Origin of the sequence: Plasticicumulans lactativorans (genome assembly GCF_004341245.1) — a bacterium.
Lineage (GTDB): Bacteria > Pseudomonadota > Gammaproteobacteria > Competibacterales > Competibacteraceae > Plasticicumulans_A > Plasticicumulans_A lactativorans.
Window position 1 is genome coordinate 146,243 of sequence record NZ_SLWY01000007.1, and the last position, 16,513, is coordinate 162,755.

A 16,513-nucleotide genomic window follows, 5' to 3' on the forward strand; every position below is an offset into this window, starting at 1 on the left:
GGCGGCGCCGCCCGCCGCCCCCACGCACCTGGAGCGCCTGCAGATGAGAGTCGTCGTGATTGGCAGCGGGGTCATCGGCACGACCACCGCGTACTACCTGAGCCGTGCCGGCCACGAGGTGGTGGTGCTCGACCGCCAGACCGGCCCGGCGCTGGAAACGAGCTTCGCCAACGCCGGCCAGATCTCGCCCTCGCTGCCGGCGCCGTGGGCGGGCCCCGGCATGCCGCTGAAGTCGATCGGCCTGATGACGCAGCGCTTCGCACCGCTGGTGATCCGCGCGCGGCTCGACCCCGAGCAGCTCAAGTTCCTCTGGCGCATGTACACCAACTGCAACGCCGCCGCCTACGAGCGCAACAAGGCGCGGATGCTGCGCGTGGCGATGTACTCGCGCGACAAGTTCGGCGAGCTGCGCGCCGAGACCGGCATCCGCTACGACGACGGGCAGCACGGCACGCTGGAGATCTACCGCACGCAGAAGCAGATGGACGCCGCCGCCGGCGACCTCGCCGGCATGGCGCAGGCGGGCATCCCGCACCGGCTGCTCGACCGCCAGGGCTGCATTGCCGTCGAGCCCGCGCTCGCCGCGGTCGCCGACAAGATCGTCGGCGGCCTGCACATGCCGGCCGACGAGACCGGCGACTGCTTCCTGTTCACCAACCGCCTGAGCGAGCTCGCCGCCGCGGCGGGCGTCGAGTTCCGCTTCAACACCGAGGTGCGCGGCCTGGCCACCGCGGGCGATACGGTCACCGGCGTCGACACCGCCGCCGGGCGCGTCAGCGGCGATGCCTACGTGGTCGCCGCCGGCAGCTACTCGACGCCGCTGCTGCGCGCGCTCGGGCTGGAGCTGCCGGTGTTCCCGGTCAAGGGCTACTCGATCACGGTGCCGGTCACCGACGCCGCGCGCGCGCCGGTGTCGACCCTGATCGACGAGACCTACAAGGCCGCGATCACCCGCCTCGGCGGGCGCATCCGCGTCGGCGGCACCGCCGAGCTGACCGGCTTCGACCTGCGCCTGCGCGACGAGCGCCGCGCCACCGTCGAGTTCGTGCTGCAGGACCTCTTCCCCGGCGCCGGCGACCCCGCGCAGGGCAGCTTCTGGTGCGGCCTGCGGCCGATGACGCCCGACGGCACGCCGGTGATCGGCCCGACGCGGCTGCGCGGGCTGTACCTGAACACCGGCCACGGCACCTTCGGCTGGACCATGTCGGTCGGCTCGGCCGCGCTGCTCGCCGACCTGATCTCCGGGCGCACGCCCGACATCGACGCCGCCGATCTCGCACTGTCGCGCTACGGCCGCTGAAACCCCGGCGGCGGCGGGCGCACCGCCCCCGCCGTCCCACACCCCACTGGAGTACAACATGAGCAACATCGAACGCATCGACGTCGGCCCGCGGATGAGCGAGATCGTCGTCCACAACGGCGTGGCCTATCTTTCCGGACAGCTCGCCAACGATCCGGATGGCGACATCGGCGCGCAGACACGCGAGGTGCTGGCGCTGATCGACGGCCTGCTCGCGCGCGTCGGCAGCGACCGCAGCCGCCTGCTCACCGCGAGCATCTGGCTGCGCAGCATGGACGACCTCGCCGGCATGAACGCCGCCTGGGAGGCCTGGCTGCCCGCCGGTGCCGCACCGGCGCGCGCCACGGTCGAATCGGCCATGGTCGCGCCCGCGTTCCGCGTCGAGATCGCCGTCACCGCGGCGGTCTGAATCCTTTCCACCCGCGTCGGCGCGCCCCGGAGGCCAGAGCCATGCGTCCCTGTACCGTCACGTTCAACCTGGCCGCGGCACGCCACAACCTCGCCGTGGTCCGCAGCCACGTCGGCGACACCCGCGTGATCGCGGTGATGAAGGCCGATGCCTACGGCCACGGCGCGGTGCGCCTGCTGCCGGCCTTCGCCGACGCCGACGCGCTCGCGGTGAGCTGCATCGAGGAGGCGATGGAACTGCGCGCCGCCGGCGCGCGCCGGCCCATCGTGCTGCTCGAAGGCGTGTTCCGCGCCGACGAGCTCGAACTCTGCGCCCTCGGCGAGTTCTGGCCGGCGGTGCACAGCGAGGAGCAACTGCGCATGCTGGAGGCGGCGCGCCTGCCGCGCCCGCTGTCGGTGTGGCTCAAGCTCGACACCGGCATGCACCGGCTCGGCTTCGACCCGGCCCGCGCCGAGGAGCTGGTGGCGCGCCTCGACGCCTGCCCGGCGGTGCTGCAGGTGCGGGTGTTCAGCCACCTCGCCTGCGCCGACCAGACCGAGAGCCCGAGCACCGTGGCCGCGATCGAGCGCTTCCGCACCGCCACCGACGGCCTCGGCCGCGAACGCAGCCTCGCCAACTCGGGCGCCATCCTCAACTGGCCGCAGGCGCACTTCGACTGGGTGCGCGCCGGCCTGGTGCTGTACGGCGCCACCCCGCGCGACGACCGCTACGGGCCCGACGACGGCCTGCGCCCGGTGATGACCTTCACCAGCGAGCTGATCGCCGTGCGCGAGCTCGCCCCCGGCGAACCGGTGGGCTACGGCGAGGCCTTCCGCGCCCGCGAGCGCATGCGCATCGGCATCGTCGCGGTCGGCTACGCCGACGGCTACCCGCGCCACGCCCCCTCGGGCACGCCGATCCTGGTCGAGCGGCGCGAGACGCAGCTGGTCGGGCGCGTGGCGATGGACATGCTCGCGGTCGACATCACCGCGATCCCGTGGGCGCGTGTCGGCAGTTCGGTGACGATGTGGGGCGAGGGCCTGCCCGCCGAGCGCGTCACCGACATCGCCGGCCCCTACGAGATCTTCTGCGCCCTCGGCAAGCGCGTGCACGTGCGCGTGGTCGACGAGCGGCCGTGAGCGCGGGGCCGGCGGCGCGGCTCAGCGCCGTTCGTCGCCGGCCGGGGGCGTGGCAGGGGGCGCGGCGGTGGTGAGGGCGCGGCGGGCGTCCTCGACCACGGTGGCGTCGACCGCCGCCTCGCCGTAGCGCACCCGGCGGTAGGCCAGGGTCAGCCGCGCGACGAAGCCTGCGGGCAGGCCCGGCACCTGCGCCAGGTAGGGTTCGTGTTCGCGCGGGGTGCGCGAGAGCGGCCGCCGGATCCCCTGCGCCGCCGCCCGCAACAACAGCCGCCGATACAGCGACCGCACGTCGTTCTCCACCACGCCCGCCGTCACCACCGGATCGGGACCGGGCGCCGGGGCGGGTCGCGCCCGGCGCAGGCGCGTCGCGAGCTGGTCGAGCAGTTGGCGCACCTGGGTCACGAACAGGCGTCAGGACCACAGGGAGCTGCGGTCCTCGGCGACCGGCGTGGTCGCCCGGCGCGGCCGCGGACGCAGCAGGTAGTAGAGCGCGATGCCGAACAGCAGCAGGAACACGCTGGCGGCCAGCAACGGCGGGACGTGCATGCCTTCGCCGGTCGGCAGTTCGCCGAGCGTGGGCGCGCTCGCGTCGAGCCAGTCCGGCAGCTCCATCGCGTGCGGCGAAAAGGGGGAACCCTCGGGCAGCCAGCTGAGCAGCCAGGCCAGCAGGTATGCCAGTCCCTGCAGCACCCGGAACGCCAGCCACGCCAGCAGTTGCAGCGCCAGCAGCACGCCCTGCAGGGCCAGGCGCAGCGCCGGGGCGACGCCGTGGGTGACGAGGAAGGCGATGCCGAAGGTCGCCGCGATCGGCAGCAGCACGCCCAGCAGCCAGGACGCCGACACCGACTGGCGCACGTCGGCGAAGCGATAGCCGGTCTGGGTGTGCACCAGCGCCACTTCGACCAGTGCCACCGCGACGTAGGCGGTGGTCAGCCGGCCGAGCGTGGGCGCCAGGGTTCCGGCCAGGCCCCCCGGCAGCACCGCGGCCACGACCGCCAGCACCAGCAACACCGCCAGGCTGCCCAGCAGCCAGTAGGACAGCTCGACGGCGCTCAGCGGATGCAGGCCGATCCGCAGGCCGCGCACCCAGATCAGGCCGCTCAGCCCCCAGCCGACGACGCGATCGGCGTACGTCAGCTGCGGGTCGAGCCGGGTCGGCTGCGTCAGCAGATCGACCCAGGCCGCCGGCGTCCACGGCGCCGACGGCGCGAGGACGTGGTGCAGCCAGGCCAGCGCGAGGACTCCGGTCAGGGGCATCAGCACGGCACGCGTCCAGCGGTCGGGCCAGGGCAGCACGGCGGCGAGTCGTCCCGCCCAGGCCACGGCGATGCCGAGGCCCGCCAGCTCGCCCAGCGACGGCGCGACGTGCAGGGTGCCGTCGGCGAACGTCATCGCGCCGATCAGCACGGCGCGCAGGCACAGGGCCTCCATCAGCACCTGCCCGGCCGGGGCGACGACGTCACCCGCGCAGGACCAGCGCATCCTGTTCATACCAGCGGGGCGCGTAGGTCGCGCGCCAGACGTCAACGCCGGGGATCGCCGGTGCGGCGGCATCGGCGGCGGCGACGTGGACCAGCCGCAGCGGCGCGCGCCCGACCAGCGCACGTGCCGCCGCCACCAGTTCCGCCCGCGGCGCCGCGGTCACGATGAGCACCAGCGCCTCGTTGCCGCACGGCAGCGGCGGCCGCAGCAGGGTTTCGATGCGTACCCCGGGGGCGGCGACCAGACGCGCCAGCGCCGACGTCAACCGGGCCAGTTGCCGTGCCGTAGCGGCCGGCAGCACCGACAGCGGCGCCTCCGCCAGCGTGCCGTTGCAGCGCAGCCCCACGCTCCAGCCGGCCTGCAAGGCAGCGGCGGCGATCGAGACGGCGACGCTGATGGCGAACTCCACCTCGTCGGGGTCGTCGTACCCCACCCGCCAGTCACGCCGGGAGACGTCGAGCACCAGGTCCATGACCGGCGTCAGGCTCGGTTCGAGCTGACGCACCTGCAGCCGGCCGGCACGGGCCGTCGCGCGCCAGTCGATCATGCGATAGGGGTCACCCGCCACGTAGTGGCGCGCCCCGATCACGCTCATCGGATCGGTGAGGTACGGGTGGCGCGCCGGACGCGGGCCGAGGTTGGGCGGTGGCCCCGTCCGCTCGATCACCAGCGGGAAGCACTTCGGCGTGACGATCAGCCGTTCGTGCTGCGGCAGGACCCGGCTGCGCCGCACCAGGCCGAGGAAGTCGCCCGACTCCAGCAGGACGGGGCCGAAACGGTGCTCGCCCCGATGCAGGCAGAGCACCTGCATCCGACGCCGCACGCGCTCGTAGGGCAACAGCGCGAACAGGCCGTACAGCGAGCGGAACGGGCTGCTGCCGGCGGGGTAGAGCAGGCCGCCCTCGATCGGCAGCGTGGGGGGCACGTCGTCCGACACGCGCAGCCAGGCGAGCGGGATCGGCTTGAGGTTCCTCACCTCGGTGATCAGTTCGACGCGCTCGCCGAACAGCGCCCGGTGGGCCGACAGGTGCCGCTCGTAGACGACGCCCGCCAGGCACCAGCGGCGCGTCACCACGATCGCCGCGGAGATCAGCAGGGCCAGGGTGCTGGCGAACGTCACCGGCTCGGCGTGGAACCACAGCGCCGTCGCGTCGATCAGCAGCAAGGCCCCCAGCCACAGCCCGTCAAGCATGCGACGCTCCCCGCACCGCGTCCGCCTCGACCGGCACCGGCGTCGCCGCGAGGATCTCCGTAAGCAGCGCGCGCACCGAGCGCTCCTTCAGCCGCGCCTCGGTGGCCAGGACGATCCGGTGTTCCAGCACCGGCAGGAGCAGGTCCTTGATGTCGTCCGGCTCGACGTAATCGCGCCCGCGCAGGCAGGCGAGCGCGCGGCAGGCCCGCAGCAGCACCACGGCGGCGCGCGGGCTGGCACCGAGCGCGATCTGCGCATGCGTGCGGGTCGCCCGGATCAGTGCGAGCAGGTAACGGCGCACGTCGTCGACCACGCGGACCCCGTCGACCTGCGCCCCCAGGCTGCGCAGCTCCGCCACGCCCAGCACCGGCGCGAGCGTCGCCGGCGCCCCGCCGTCGCCCGCCAGGATCAGCGCCTCCTCGGCCTCGTCCGGATAGCCCTGGCTGATGCGCAGCATGAAGCGGTCGAGCTGCGCTTCGGGCAGCGGGAAGGTGCCCTGGAACTCCACCGGGTTCTGCGTCGCCAGCACGATGAAAGGCGGCTCCAGCGGGCGCGTCACCCCGTCGACGGTGACCTGCCGCTCCTCCATGGCTTCGAGCATCGCCGCCTGCGTGCGCGGCGTGGCCCGGTTCACCTCGTCCACCAGCACCACCTGGCTGAAGAGCGGGCCGGGGCGGAACACGAACTCCGCACGGGATTGATCGAACACCAGCGAACCCGTGACATCCGCGGGCAGCAGGTCCGGGGTGAACTGGATGCGCTTGAAGCCGAGCCCCAGTACCCGCGCGAAGGATTTGGCCATCAGCGTCTTGCCGGTACCGGGCACGTCTTCGAGCAGCACGTGCCCGCCCGCCAGCAGGGCGCACAACAGCAGCTCCAGCGCCCCTTCCCGGCCGATCACGGCCTTGCCGACTTCACGCTGCAGCCGGCGCAGCAGCGCAGGCCCGCTGACCAGCCCGTCGTCATCACCACCCATGGGCCGACCTCCCCGTGCCCCGGCCGCCGACGTCAGGGACGCGGTCCGGAGGCGAAATCGCCGTCGCCGTTGAGCACGCCGTATTCCACCGGCTCGCGGGTGTAGAACAGCGACACGCGCTCGTGCTGCAGCATCGCCCAGAGCCGGGCCTCCTCCTCGGCGTCGACCACGAAGGCGATGGCCATCGGCAGGTCGCCGGCCAGTTCGAAGAAGCTCGCCTCGTGCAGGTGATGGCGTCGACCGAAGCCCGCGGTGGCGCGGAACGCCGAGCCGCCGTGCAGGCCGAGCTTCAGCGCCCGCTCGAGCAGCCACTCATAGGCGAGCACGCCGTGCAGACGACGGCTCTCCGGAACGTAAAAGGTCAGGCGGGTACCACTCAGGCGTCGATCGCTCACGGTTGCATTCCTCCGGGACGGTGGCTCAGGTCCGCCACCCGTACAGGGTGACGCGGATGGTGAAGATGCCGAGCGCGGTCATCGCGAACGAGCCGAGCACGTGGGCGGCGACGGCCGCCGCCGCCCAGGCGAACTCGTGGCGCAGGATCAGCGTGACGATCTCGGCGGAAAACGTCGAAAAGGTCGTCAGACCGCCGAGGAAGCCGGTCGCGACCAGCAGGCGGGTCTCGGGCGGCAGCGCCTGGAAGTGCTCGAAGAAGCCGAGGGTCAGGCCCATCAGGTAGCCGCCGAGCAGGTTGGCGGCGAGCGTGCCGAACGGCAGGGTCGGGAACAGCGGGTTGAGCTGCAGGCCCAGCCACCAGCGCAGCCAGGCGCCGCTCGCGGCACCGATGCCGACGGCAAGAAATCCGTAAAGCCCCATGGCGACCTCGTCGAGGTGGGGGACGGGGCCGGACGGGTGCGGGTGGGCAGGCTGAGGCGGAAAGCGGCTTCAGGATACGCCTACACCTTCCCCGATCCGGGAACGCGTGTAGGCATCATCAGCCACGAGGGCGGTTCGAGGAGGAATGCCATCTCCTGTCTTTACAGCGTATCGGCCACCCGGCCCACATACAAGGCACGACGCCACGATCGCGACCCGCACCACGACCTCGCCGCCTCGCTGTCCCGAACGGATGCCTGCCCGGTGTGCCGGGGGTCGCACGGACCTGGCGCGAGACGCTGGCCTGGCTGCAGACGGCGGCCAAGCGGGGAGACGATGGGGGCCGCCGACCGTCGCCCTCAGCGAACGGCCGCGCGCCGGCGGACGGCGCGCAGCGCGAGGGCGCCGATGCCGAGCAGCGCCAGCCCACCGGGCTCGGGCAGTTCGGTGGGCACCGACGGTAGCAGCGGGTCGTCCGGAAACTCGAACGAACCCACCGAGGTCTGGAACTTGATCGCGAACAGCGACAGCACGAGGTTCTCCGGCGTGCCGTCGTCGTTCGCGTCGAAATCGCCGCGGAGCTTCAGCGTCAGGGTGTCATGCCCGCCGGCGGCGAGCCCGTCCTTGATCTTGCCGCCACTGCAGCCGTTGGCGGCATAGAGGCAGACATCGATCCCCTTGAATCCACCCGGGAAGGTCTGCTGCGGATCGCTGCCGGCGACGATGCCGTCGAAGAAACCACCCGACGCGAGGTAGCTGCCCTGGGCATCCGGGCTGATGCCGAGGCCGATGCTCATGATCGACGCCTGCAGCGCGGTCGAGGTGGTGTTGCGGATCGCGACGTCGAACACCGCGGTGTCGGCGGTGAGGGAGCGCAGCGTGAAATCGGCCTCGGCGCTGATCGTGCCGGGCAACGACGTACCTCCCGCCTGCGCCTGCTGCGCAGGGGTGAGGTGCCAGAGCGCGCCGTAGGTACTGCCGACATCGGCAGCCGAGAAGGTCACCACCGGCACGCTGGTGAAGATGGAGGGACTGCCGACGGTCTGCCCGGCGGGCAGGGGTTCGAAGGCGATCTGCAGGGCCTGCGCCTGCGACGTCGCCAGCACGGCGAGGGCGCCGGCGAGAATGGATCCGAGGGCATTCCGGTTCATGGTCGTTTGATCTCGACGGTTCTGTTCGGGGGAGAAGTGCCCGCAGCCGCAGCGCGGGTGGAAAACGGCGGGCGCGAAGACGCACGACCGATGCCTGCAGTGTGCCCGGCGCGCCGCGCGGCGCCTGTGAACAAGGGTCAGGCCAGCGGCATGGCGATGCACCGCCAATGCACGTGCGCATGGCGCGGAGCGCGGCGCTCGCGTACCATGTGCACATGCAGCATCGCCCCCCGGTCTCGGCGCCACTGCCCTTGTCCATCAACCCCCTGTGTATCCGCCTGAGACGGGCGCCGCCATGGCGACAGGCGAAATCGCGACCGCTTTTCCCGGAGCCTCAATGTCCTTCGCTTCCCTCGGCCTGTCCGACGACATCGTCCGCGCCGTCACCGAACACGGCTACACCGTTCCCACGCCGATCCAGGTCCAGGCCATCCCCGCGGTGCTGTCGGGCGGCGACCTGCTCGCCGGCGCGCAGACCGGCACCGGCAAGACCGCCGGCTTCACGCTGCCGATCCTGCAGCGTCTGTCCACCCACCGCCCGACGCACCCGGGCGCCAAGGCGCCGATCCGTGCGCTGGTCCTCACCCCCACGCGCGAACTCGCCGCGCAGGTCGAGGAGAGCGTGCGCACCTACGGCAAGCACGTGAAGCTCAGCTCGATGGTGATGTTCGGCGGTGTCGGCATGAACCCGCAGCTCGAACGCCTGAAGCGGCGCGTCGACATCCTCGTCGCCACCCCCGGGCGCCTGCTCGACCACGCCCAGCAGGGCTCGGTCGACCTCGGCCACGTCGAGATCCTGGTGCTCGACGAAGCCGACCGCATGCTCGACATGGGCTTCATCCACGACATCAAGAAGGTGCTCGCGCTGCTGCCGAAGCAGCGCCAGAACCTGCTGTTCTCGGCCACCTTCTCCGACGAGATCAAGGCGCTCGCCGACCGCCTGCTGAACGCGCCGGCGCTGATCGAGGTCGCGCGGCGCAACGCCACCGCCGACACCGTCGCGCAGAAGGTCCACCTGGTCGACCGCGAGCGCAAACGCGAACTGCTCGCGCACCTGATCAAGGCCCATGACTGGCACCAGGTGCTGGTGTTCACGCGCACCAAGCACGGCGCCAACCGCCTCGCCGAGCAGCTCGAAAAGAGCGGCATCCCGGCGCTCGCGATCCATGGCAACAAGAGCCAGAACGCGCGCACCAAGGCGCTCGCCGAGTTCAAGGCCGGCACCCTGCCGGTGCTGGTGGCGACCGACATCGCCGCGCGCGGCATCGACATCAGCGAGCTGCCGCACGTGGTCAACTTCGAGCTGCCGAACGTGCCCGAGGACTACGTGCACCGCATCGGCCGCACCGGCCGCGCCGGCGCCGAGGGCGAGGCGGTGTCGCTGGTGTGCGTCGACGAGGCCAAGCTGCTCGCCGACATCGAGCGGCTGATCAAGCGCCCGCTGCCGAAGGAGATCGTGCCCGGCTTCGAGCCCGACCCGAGCATCAAGCCCGAGCCGATCCCGAACGGCCGCAACCGCCACCTGTTCGTCAACGAGCGCCCGGCGCAGGGCCGCAGCCAGCCCGGCGCCCGCCCGCCGCGCGCCGACGCCGCGCGCAGCGGCGCCCCGCGTGGCGACGGCGCCCGTCCCGGCGGAGCGCGCAGCGGCAACGGTGCCCGCCCTGCCAGCGGCAACGGCGCCCGCCCCGCCGGCGGCAACGGCCAGCGCCCCGCCGGCGGCAGCGGCGCCGGGCGCGGCCCGCAGAGCGGCAGCGGCCGCAGCGCGCAGCCGCGCGGCGAGGCCAACGGCAACGTCGTCCGCCCGACGGGCGGTCCGCGTCGCGCCGGCGCCGGCGGCGAGGCCAACGGCAATCGCGCGCCAGCGCCGCGCCCGGCCGACCGCGAGCCCAACGGCAACCGCTGAGCCCCGACGGCCCCGACGGCCCCGGCTCGACCACGCCCCGCCCGGCAGGCCGCCGGGCGGGGCGTTTGCATTCATGGCGGCTCAGCGGATCGCGACGCCTTCGCTGAGCTGCAGGAAGCGGCGCACCGCCTCGGCGCCCGGCGGCCAGGGCAGGTCGGGGAAGCGCGTGCGGTGCTCACGCACGACGTCGAGGTAGGCGCCGCCCTCGGTCGGATCGGCTGCGGCGATCGCGGCGACGACGGCCGCCGCGTCGGCGAGCCCGGCGCCGTCGTTCCGCAGGCGCTCCGGGGCGACCAGTTGCACCGCGCCCAGCGCGACCAGGACCGGCTCGGGCAGTTCGCTCCCGGCCGCTGGCGTCGGTGCGGGGGCGTGCAGCAGCGCGCGCAGCAGGCGCTCGACCCCTCCCGGGTCGGTCTGCGGCGGACGCTGGCGCATCGCGACGTAGCGCACCCTGTTCTGGTAGCGCTTCAGCTCGCGCGGGCTGACCCGCCGCGCGTGCAGCAGGTAGCGGTACCACACGTCGAGCGCCTCGCTGAAGCGCGGCGAATCGCGCACCACGATGTCGGGCCGGCGCAGCAGCACCATCAGCAGCCCGAGCACGAGCAGCCCCCCCGCGGTGCCGGCGACCGGCAGCAGCGGCACCGCGCCGCTCTGCCCCAGCACCGAACCGCCGCTGCGCACCTCCCGGCTCCGCCCCGGCGCCGCGGCCGTTGCCGGCGCGGCGGTGGGTGTCGCGACCGTGCCGGCGGCCGGCGTGGCCGTGGGGGCCGGCGCCAGCGGCAGGTCGGGCGTGTGCCCGGCCAGCCACAGCCCGACCGTGGCGGCGCCCGCCAGGCAGGTGAGCCAGGCGACGGCGCGCACGCCGCTGCGCAGCCATTGCAGCCGGCGTTCGCCGCGCGCCTGCCCGGCCGCGTCCGCCGCCCCGTCGCCGCCCGGCGCGCGCGCCAGCAGCGCGCGGCTCGCCTCGGGCCGGCTGCGGTCGAGCGTCGGCACCGGCACCTCGATGTTCACCAGCTTCTTCAGGTAGTCGCTGGCGTAGCGGCGGCGCTTGGCGCGCGCCTCGTCCTCGGCACTCGCGCCGCCGGACGCCCGGGTGAGCACACCGCCCGCCGCCACCGGCACCGCCGCGGCTGCGGGGGTGGCGCCCGGCGCGCTCTGCTCGGCGAGTTCCTGCGCCAGCTCGCGGAACGCCAGCCCGAGCGACGCCTGCACCTTCTCCAGGTCGATGCCGAGCACGACGTAGCAGTCGCCCGACGACACCAGGAAGTTGATGGCCTCCAGCACCTCGAGCACGTGCGCCGGCTGGCAGCGGTCGAGATCGTCGATCAGGATCAGCATCGTGCGCGGTGCCAGCGCCTGCGTGACCTCGCGGAACTCCTGCTGGAAGCGGTAGCGGAAGCTCGTCTGCGCGCCGAGCTCGCGCACGCTGGCCTTGTCGGTGACGCTGGCGAGCAGCGCCTCGGGCTTCACGCCGAACGCGCGCACCGCCTTCATCACCCCCTGCAGCCCGGCCAGCGCCGCGCCGAAGGCCGCGAACCCCTCGATGCGTCCGGCGAGTGCGGCGAGCACGTCGACCACGCCGCCGCTCGCGTAGGTGGGCGCGAGCCCCCTGGCGAAGTCCAGCGCGCGCACGAAGCGCTGCGGGAAATCGTGCAGGAAGTAGGCACCGGCCCAGCTCACCAGCAGCAGCGTCAGCGCCGCCCCCAGCCAGTGCCGGCCGGAGCGGATGCGCATCAGGCGCAGGCGGAAGCGCAGCCCGTCCGCGCTCAGCGCGGGCGGCACGGCCTGGCGGCGGATGCCGTCGACCAGCGCGGCGAGCAGGTGCTCCTCCTTCTGGTGGTGCCAGGCGTTGAACCACACCGCGCGCACCCCGTAGCGCCCGAGTTCGCCGCGCAGCAGGTTCATCAGCGAACTCTTGCCGGTGCCCCAGTTGCCGGTGATGGCGAGCGTCAGCGGCGGCGTGGTGTGCTCGTTGCGCAGGAACAGCGCGAGCCCCTGCGCCAGCGCGCCGAAGGCGAGCACGTCGGCCTCGCCGGGTTCGAGCGGCTTGTCGGAGGCCGGCGCATCGGCCACCGAGGGCGCCGGTGCGTACTCGGCCGCGGGGCGGCCGCCGGCCACCAGCAGCAGGCCGATGCCCGCCGCCCAGCACAGGTACAGCCAGGGCGCCGGGTAGCGCGCGTAGGCCGGCCAGTCGCGCAGCGCCGCGTCGGCGTTCAGCTCGCCGCCGCGCCAGGTGGCGCCGCCGTCGTCGGTGGCGAGCAGCGTGCCGGCGACGCCCGGCACCCAGCCGCGACGGGCATCGGCGAAGGCCGGCCAGTAGAGGAAGCGCGCGCTGCCACTCGCCTGCGGCCGCCAGCTCGCCCCGCCGTCGTCGGTCGCGAGGATCGTGCCGGCCTCGCCCATCGCCCAGCCGTGGCGGCCGTCGGCGTCGACGTGCACCGCCACCAGGTCGACCTGCGTGCCGCTCGCCTGCGCGCGCCAGCTCACGCCGCCGTCGTCGCTGGCGAGCAGCGTGCCCTCGGCGCCGGCCACCCAGCCATGGAGGCCGTCGGCGGCGAACTGCACCGCGCCGAGGTCGGCCCGCGTGCCGCTCGCCCGCGCGCGCCAGCTCGCGCCGCCGTCGGCGGTCGCGAGCAGCGTGCCGCCGTCACCCGCCGCCCAGCCGCGGCGGTCGTCGGCGGCGAAGTGGACGTCGTAGAGCGCGGCCGTGGTGCCGCTCGCCTGCGGCTGCCAGCTCGCGCCGCCGTCGGCGCTCGCAACGATCACGCCCTCGCGCCCGACCGCCCAGCCGCGGCGGCCGTCGGCGGCGAGGTGGAGCGCCAGCAGGTCGTGCTCGGTACCGCTCGCCTGCGCACGCCAGCTCGCGCCGCCGTCGTCGCTGGCGAGCAGCGTGCCGGCGGCGCCGACGATCCAGCCGCGGCGCTCGCCGGCGAGGAAGCGCACCGCGCCGAGGTGCGCCCGCGTGCCGCTCGCCTGCGGCTGCCAGCTCGCGCCGCCGTCGGCGCTCGTGAGGATGCTGCCGCGGGTGCCCACCACCCAGACATGGCGTCCGTCGGCCGCGGCGTGCGCGCGGTGGAAGTCGGGGCTGGTCTGCTCCAGCCAGCGGGCACCGCCGTCCTCGGTCGCGAGGACGGTGCCGCCGCTCCCCACCGCCCAGCCGCGACGACCGTCGGCGGCGAACCCCACGGCCAGCAGGTCCGACGGCGTGCCGCTCGCCTGCGCGCGCCAGGTGGCGCCGCCGTCGGTGGTCGCGATCAGGGTGCCGCCGTTGCCCACCGCCCAGACGTGGCGACCGTCGGCGGCGACGTGCACGGCCAGCAGCCAGTCCGCGGTGCCGCTCGCCTGCGCCTGCCAGCTCGCGCCGCCGTCGGCGGTCGCGACGACCGTGCCGCCGTTCCCCGTCGCCCAGCCGTAGCGACCGTCGGCGGTGAAACCGACGGCGTAGAGCGCCACCGCACTGCCGCTCGCCTGCGCCCGCCAGCTCGCGCCGCCGTCGGCGGTCGCGACGATCGTGCCGCCGCCCCCCACCGCCCAGCCGCGACGGGCATCGACGAAGTGCACCGCGCGCAACCCCACCGGCGTGCCGCCCGTCTGCGCCCGCCAGCTCGCACCGCCGTCCGCGGTCGCGACGATCGTGCCTTCGAGCCCCACCGCCCAGCCGTGGCGGGCGTCGACGAAGTGCACCGAGCGCAGCCCCACCGGCGTGCCGCTCGCCTGCGCCCGCCAGCTCGCACCGCCGTCCGCGGTGGCGACGATGGTGCCGCCGTCGCCCACCGCCCAGCCGCTGCGGCCGTCGGGCAGGAAGAACACCGCGTGCAGCGCGGGCACGCCGGTCGGCGGCGCGGGTGGCGGCTCGGTCGGCGGCACGGGTGGTGGCTCGGGTGGCGCCGCCGCCTTGTTCATCTCCTGCGGCGGGGCGGGCGTCTGTACCTGTTGTTTAATTTGCTGCTGGATGTTCTGCGGCGCCTGCTGCTGCACGGCCTGCTGCGGCGTCGGCTGCTGCCGCGGCGGTGCGTTGCCGGCCTCGGGCAGGGCGTTGCCGGCGGGCACGCGCGGCGGCGCGACCTGCTGCGCCTGCGCGGCCGGCAGGCCGAGCCCCGGCGTGCGCACGGGGGTGGCGGGCGGCGGCGGCCACTGCCGCACCCAGCCGCCGACGGCGTCGCTGCGGTGGAGGATCTCGCCGTCCGTGGTGACGATCCATACCCGGCCGTCATCGGCCACGTGCACGCCGGTGAGGGTCGCCGGGATCGCCGGCAGGCGCCTGAAGGCGTTGCGTTCGAGCGGGTAGCGCCACCAGTCCAGGCTGGTGACGGCCTGCACCACGCGCCAGGCATCCGGATGCGGTGGCTGGCGCAGCGCCAGCACGCTGGCGAGTACCAGCAGCAGCACGCCGAGCGCGAAGCACAGGCCCTGGCGTGAACGCCAGAAGCGCGTGGAGGCCAGCCGGCGCAGGCCGGTGGCCGATGTCGCGGGGGCGGGCGGTTCCATGCGTCACGCTCGGGAGTGGGCCGGCACGCCGCGAAGTAAAGCAGCCCGCCCGCGCGCCGGCCACGCGGGCGGGCGGCAGGCTCAGAGCATGTCGAGCGGGCGCGGGCCGCGCGGCGGCGGGAACAGCTGGTCGAGCTCGGCGCGCTGCCCGGCGCTCAGCGGGTGTTCGAGCGCGCCGAGGTTGTCGCGCAGGTGCTCGCGCCGCCCGGCGCGCGGGATGACGATGACGTCGTCGTTGCCGAGCAACCAGGCGAGCGCGGCCTGCGCCGGCGTCATGCCGTGGCGGCGGGCGAAGCCGGCGAGGCCGGCGTTGCGCAGCAGGCGGTTCTGCTCGATCGGCGAATACGCCATCAGCGGGATGCCGCGCGCGCGCAGCCACGGCAGCAGGTCCCACTCGATGCCGCGCCGCCCGAGGTTGTAGAGCACCTGGTCGGTCGCCACCGCCGCTCCGCCGGGCACCGCGACCAGCTCGTCCATGTCGTCGGGGTCGAGGTTGCTGACGCCCCAGTGGCGGATCTTGCCCGCCGCCTGCAGGCGTTCGAGCGCCTCGACGGTCTCGGCGAGCGGCACGCTGCCGCGCCAGTGCAGCAGGTAGAGGTCGAGGCGGTCGGTGCCGAGCCGCGCCAGGCTGCGCTCGCACGCCGCCACCGTGGCGCGGCGCGAGGCGTTGTGCGGGTAGACCTTGCTGACCAGGAACACCTGCTCGCGCCGCCCGGCGATGGCCTCGGCGATCAGTTCCTCGGAGGCGCCCTCGCCGTACATCTCGGCGGTGTCGATCAGCGTCGCGCCGCGCTCGATCCCCTCCTGTAGCGCGGCGATCTCCTCGGCGCGCCGCGCCGGGTCCTCGCCGAGCATCCAGGTGCCCTGGCCGAGGGCCGGCACGCGTTCGCCGGACGGCAGGCTCACGGTGTGCATCGAATCCTCCTGCGGAATGGGGCCGGGGCCGCTCAGCCGCCGGCCGGGCGCAGCATCTGCGCCGGGACGATCCCGCGCTGGCCGTTGTCGAGGCGGATCTCGTACTCGACCTGGCCCGCGCCGGGGTGGATGCGGATCACCCGGCCGCGCACCCAGGCGCCGCCGTAGCGGGCGTCGACCGCCTGGCCGACCGCGAACACGCCGCCCGGCGCCGCCCGCGGCGCGGGGGCCGGGGTGGTCACGCGCGGCGCGGGCGCCGGGGTGGCACGCGTGCCACCGGGGCACAGCACCTCCCACTGCTGCGCGATCGCCAGGCCGTTGCTGGCGTTGTCCTGGCCGACGATGCGGCCGCTGGCGTCGCGCCACTTGCTGCGGCCCTTGCCGACGTCGCTGCTCCAGGTGCCGGCAAGCGTGTAGGGGCTGCCGTCGATCGCGGTGATGCGCCCGCGCGTGCAGTCGGCGCTGGCGCGGTAGGTGCGGCGCGCCTCCTCGGTGGCGAGCTGTTCGCGCACGCAGGCGGCGAGGTTCTGCCCCGGCGCCCAGTTGGCGCACCAGCCTTCGGCGTCCTGGCGGCTGATCCGCGCCTCGGCGACCGCGTTGGCGGTGCCGATGCCCGACTTCGAGACGATCGACGGGTTCAGGCACTTGCTGCACAGCGCGAGCCAGTCCGTCTGCGCGGCCGCCGTGCCAGCCACGAGCAGCAGCGCCGCGGTGCCTGCCAGGGGGGTGGTGCGTGCCGTTCGCTGCATCGGTGCCTCCTCGG

The 16,513-nt window shown here is 74.3% G+C and carries 14 protein-coding genes and 1 riboswitch; of the genes, 4 read left to right on the forward strand and 10 right to left on the reverse strand.

Going from position 1 to position 16,513, the window contains the following annotated elements; all coding sequences use genetic code 11:
* Positions 1-43: 43 nt before the first annotated feature.
* From EV699_RS07530 to alr, 3 genes are read left to right on the forward strand one after another with little or no spacing between them, the layout of a single operon-like run.
* A complete protein-coding gene (locus EV699_RS07530; RefSeq protein WP_132540936.1) occupies positions 44-1,300 on the forward strand; it encodes a D-amino acid dehydrogenase in 1,257 nt (418 codons plus the stop codon).
* Between the two features lie 58 nt (positions 1,301-1,358).
* A complete protein-coding gene (locus EV699_RS07535) occupies positions 1,359-1,709 on the forward strand; it encodes a RidA family protein (protein ID WP_132540939.1) in 351 nt (116 codons plus the stop codon).
* A 41-nt stretch (positions 1,710-1,750) separates the two neighbouring features.
* Positions 1,751-2,827, forward strand: coding sequence for an alanine racemase (gene alr, locus EV699_RS07540; RefSeq protein WP_132540942.1), 1,077 nt, complete (start codon positions 1,751-1,753; stop codon positions 2,825-2,827).
* A gap of 21 nt (positions 2,828-2,848) precedes the next feature.
* Here the strand turns inward: alr and EV699_RS07545 are convergent, their stop codons facing one another.
* The 7 genes from EV699_RS07545 to EV699_RS07575 form a co-directional block, all read right to left on the reverse strand.
* A complete protein-coding gene (locus EV699_RS07545) occupies positions 2,849-3,229 on the reverse strand; it encodes a DUF4129 domain-containing protein (protein WP_165904069.1) in 381 nt (126 codons plus the stop codon).
* A 9-nt stretch (positions 3,230-3,238) separates the two neighbouring features.
* Positions 3,239-4,309, reverse strand: a complete 1,071-nt coding sequence (locus tag EV699_RS19905; RefSeq protein WP_165904070.1) for a hypothetical protein — start codon at positions 4,307-4,309, stop codon at positions 3,239-3,241.
* Positions 4,287-5,501 carry a DUF58 domain-containing protein gene (locus EV699_RS07555; protein WP_132540948.1) on the reverse strand — a complete coding sequence of 405 codons (1,215 nt, stop codon included), beginning with the start codon at positions 5,499-5,501 and terminating at the stop codon, positions 4,287-4,289. Before EV699_RS07555 ends, EV699_RS19905 begins: the two co-directional genes overlap by 23 nt.
* Positions 5,494-6,477 carry an AAA family ATPase gene (locus EV699_RS07560; RefSeq protein ID WP_132540951.1) on the reverse strand — a complete coding sequence of 328 codons (984 nt, stop codon included), beginning with the start codon at positions 6,475-6,477 and terminating at the stop codon, positions 5,494-5,496. The genes EV699_RS07555 and EV699_RS07560 overlap by 8 nt, the downstream gene beginning before the upstream one ends.
* A gap of 32 nt (positions 6,478-6,509) precedes the next feature.
* Positions 6,510-6,872 (reverse strand): DUF190 domain-containing protein, encoded by a 363-nt coding sequence (locus EV699_RS07565; RefSeq protein ID WP_243662591.1) that lies wholly within the window; start codon positions 6,870-6,872, stop codon positions 6,510-6,512.
* Between the two features lie 25 nt (positions 6,873-6,897).
* The gene (gene crcB, locus EV699_RS07570) at positions 6,898-7,293 is read right to left on the reverse strand and encodes a fluoride efflux transporter CrcB (protein ID WP_132540954.1); all 396 of its coding nucleotides are present in this window, start codon (positions 7,291-7,293) and stop codon (positions 6,898-6,900) included.
* A 102-nt stretch (positions 7,294-7,395) separates the two neighbouring features.
* A riboswitch (Fluoride riboswitch) is annotated at positions 7,396-7,458 on the reverse strand.
* A gap of 194 nt (positions 7,459-7,652) precedes the next feature.
* The gene (locus EV699_RS07575) at positions 7,653-8,444 is read right to left on the reverse strand and encodes a cistern family PEP-CTERM protein (RefSeq protein WP_132540957.1); all 792 of its coding nucleotides are present in this window, start codon (positions 8,442-8,444) and stop codon (positions 7,653-7,655) included.
* 337 nt (positions 8,445-8,781) lie between these two features.
* On the opposite strand from EV699_RS07575, the gene EV699_RS07580 reads away from it, so the two are divergent.
* Positions 8,782-10,347 carry a DEAD/DEAH box helicase gene (locus EV699_RS07580; RefSeq protein WP_132540960.1) on the forward strand — a complete coding sequence of 522 codons (1,566 nt, stop codon included), beginning with the start codon at positions 8,782-8,784 and terminating at the stop codon, positions 10,345-10,347.
* Between the two features lie 81 nt (positions 10,348-10,428).
* Here the strand turns inward: EV699_RS07580 and EV699_RS07585 are convergent, their stop codons facing one another.
* The 3 genes from EV699_RS07585 to EV699_RS07595 all read right to left on the reverse strand — a co-directional run bounded on the left by EV699_RS07585 (position 10,429) and on the right by EV699_RS07595 (position 16,499).
* Complete coding sequence (locus EV699_RS07585) at positions 10,429-14,835, reverse strand: YCF48-related protein (RefSeq protein ID WP_132540963.1); 4,407 nt, start codon at positions 14,833-14,835, stop codon at positions 10,429-10,431.
* Positions 14,836-14,916: 81 nt separating this feature from the next.
* Entirely contained in the window at positions 14,917-15,750 is an 834-nt protein-coding gene (locus EV699_RS07590) for an aldo/keto reductase (protein WP_132540966.1), read from the reverse strand.
* Between the two features lie 32 nt (positions 15,751-15,782).
* Positions 15,783-16,499 (reverse strand): hypothetical protein, encoded by a 717-nt coding sequence (locus tag EV699_RS07595; protein ID WP_132540969.1) that lies wholly within the window; start codon positions 16,497-16,499, stop codon positions 15,783-15,785.
* Positions 16,500-16,513 lie beyond the last annotated feature (14 nt).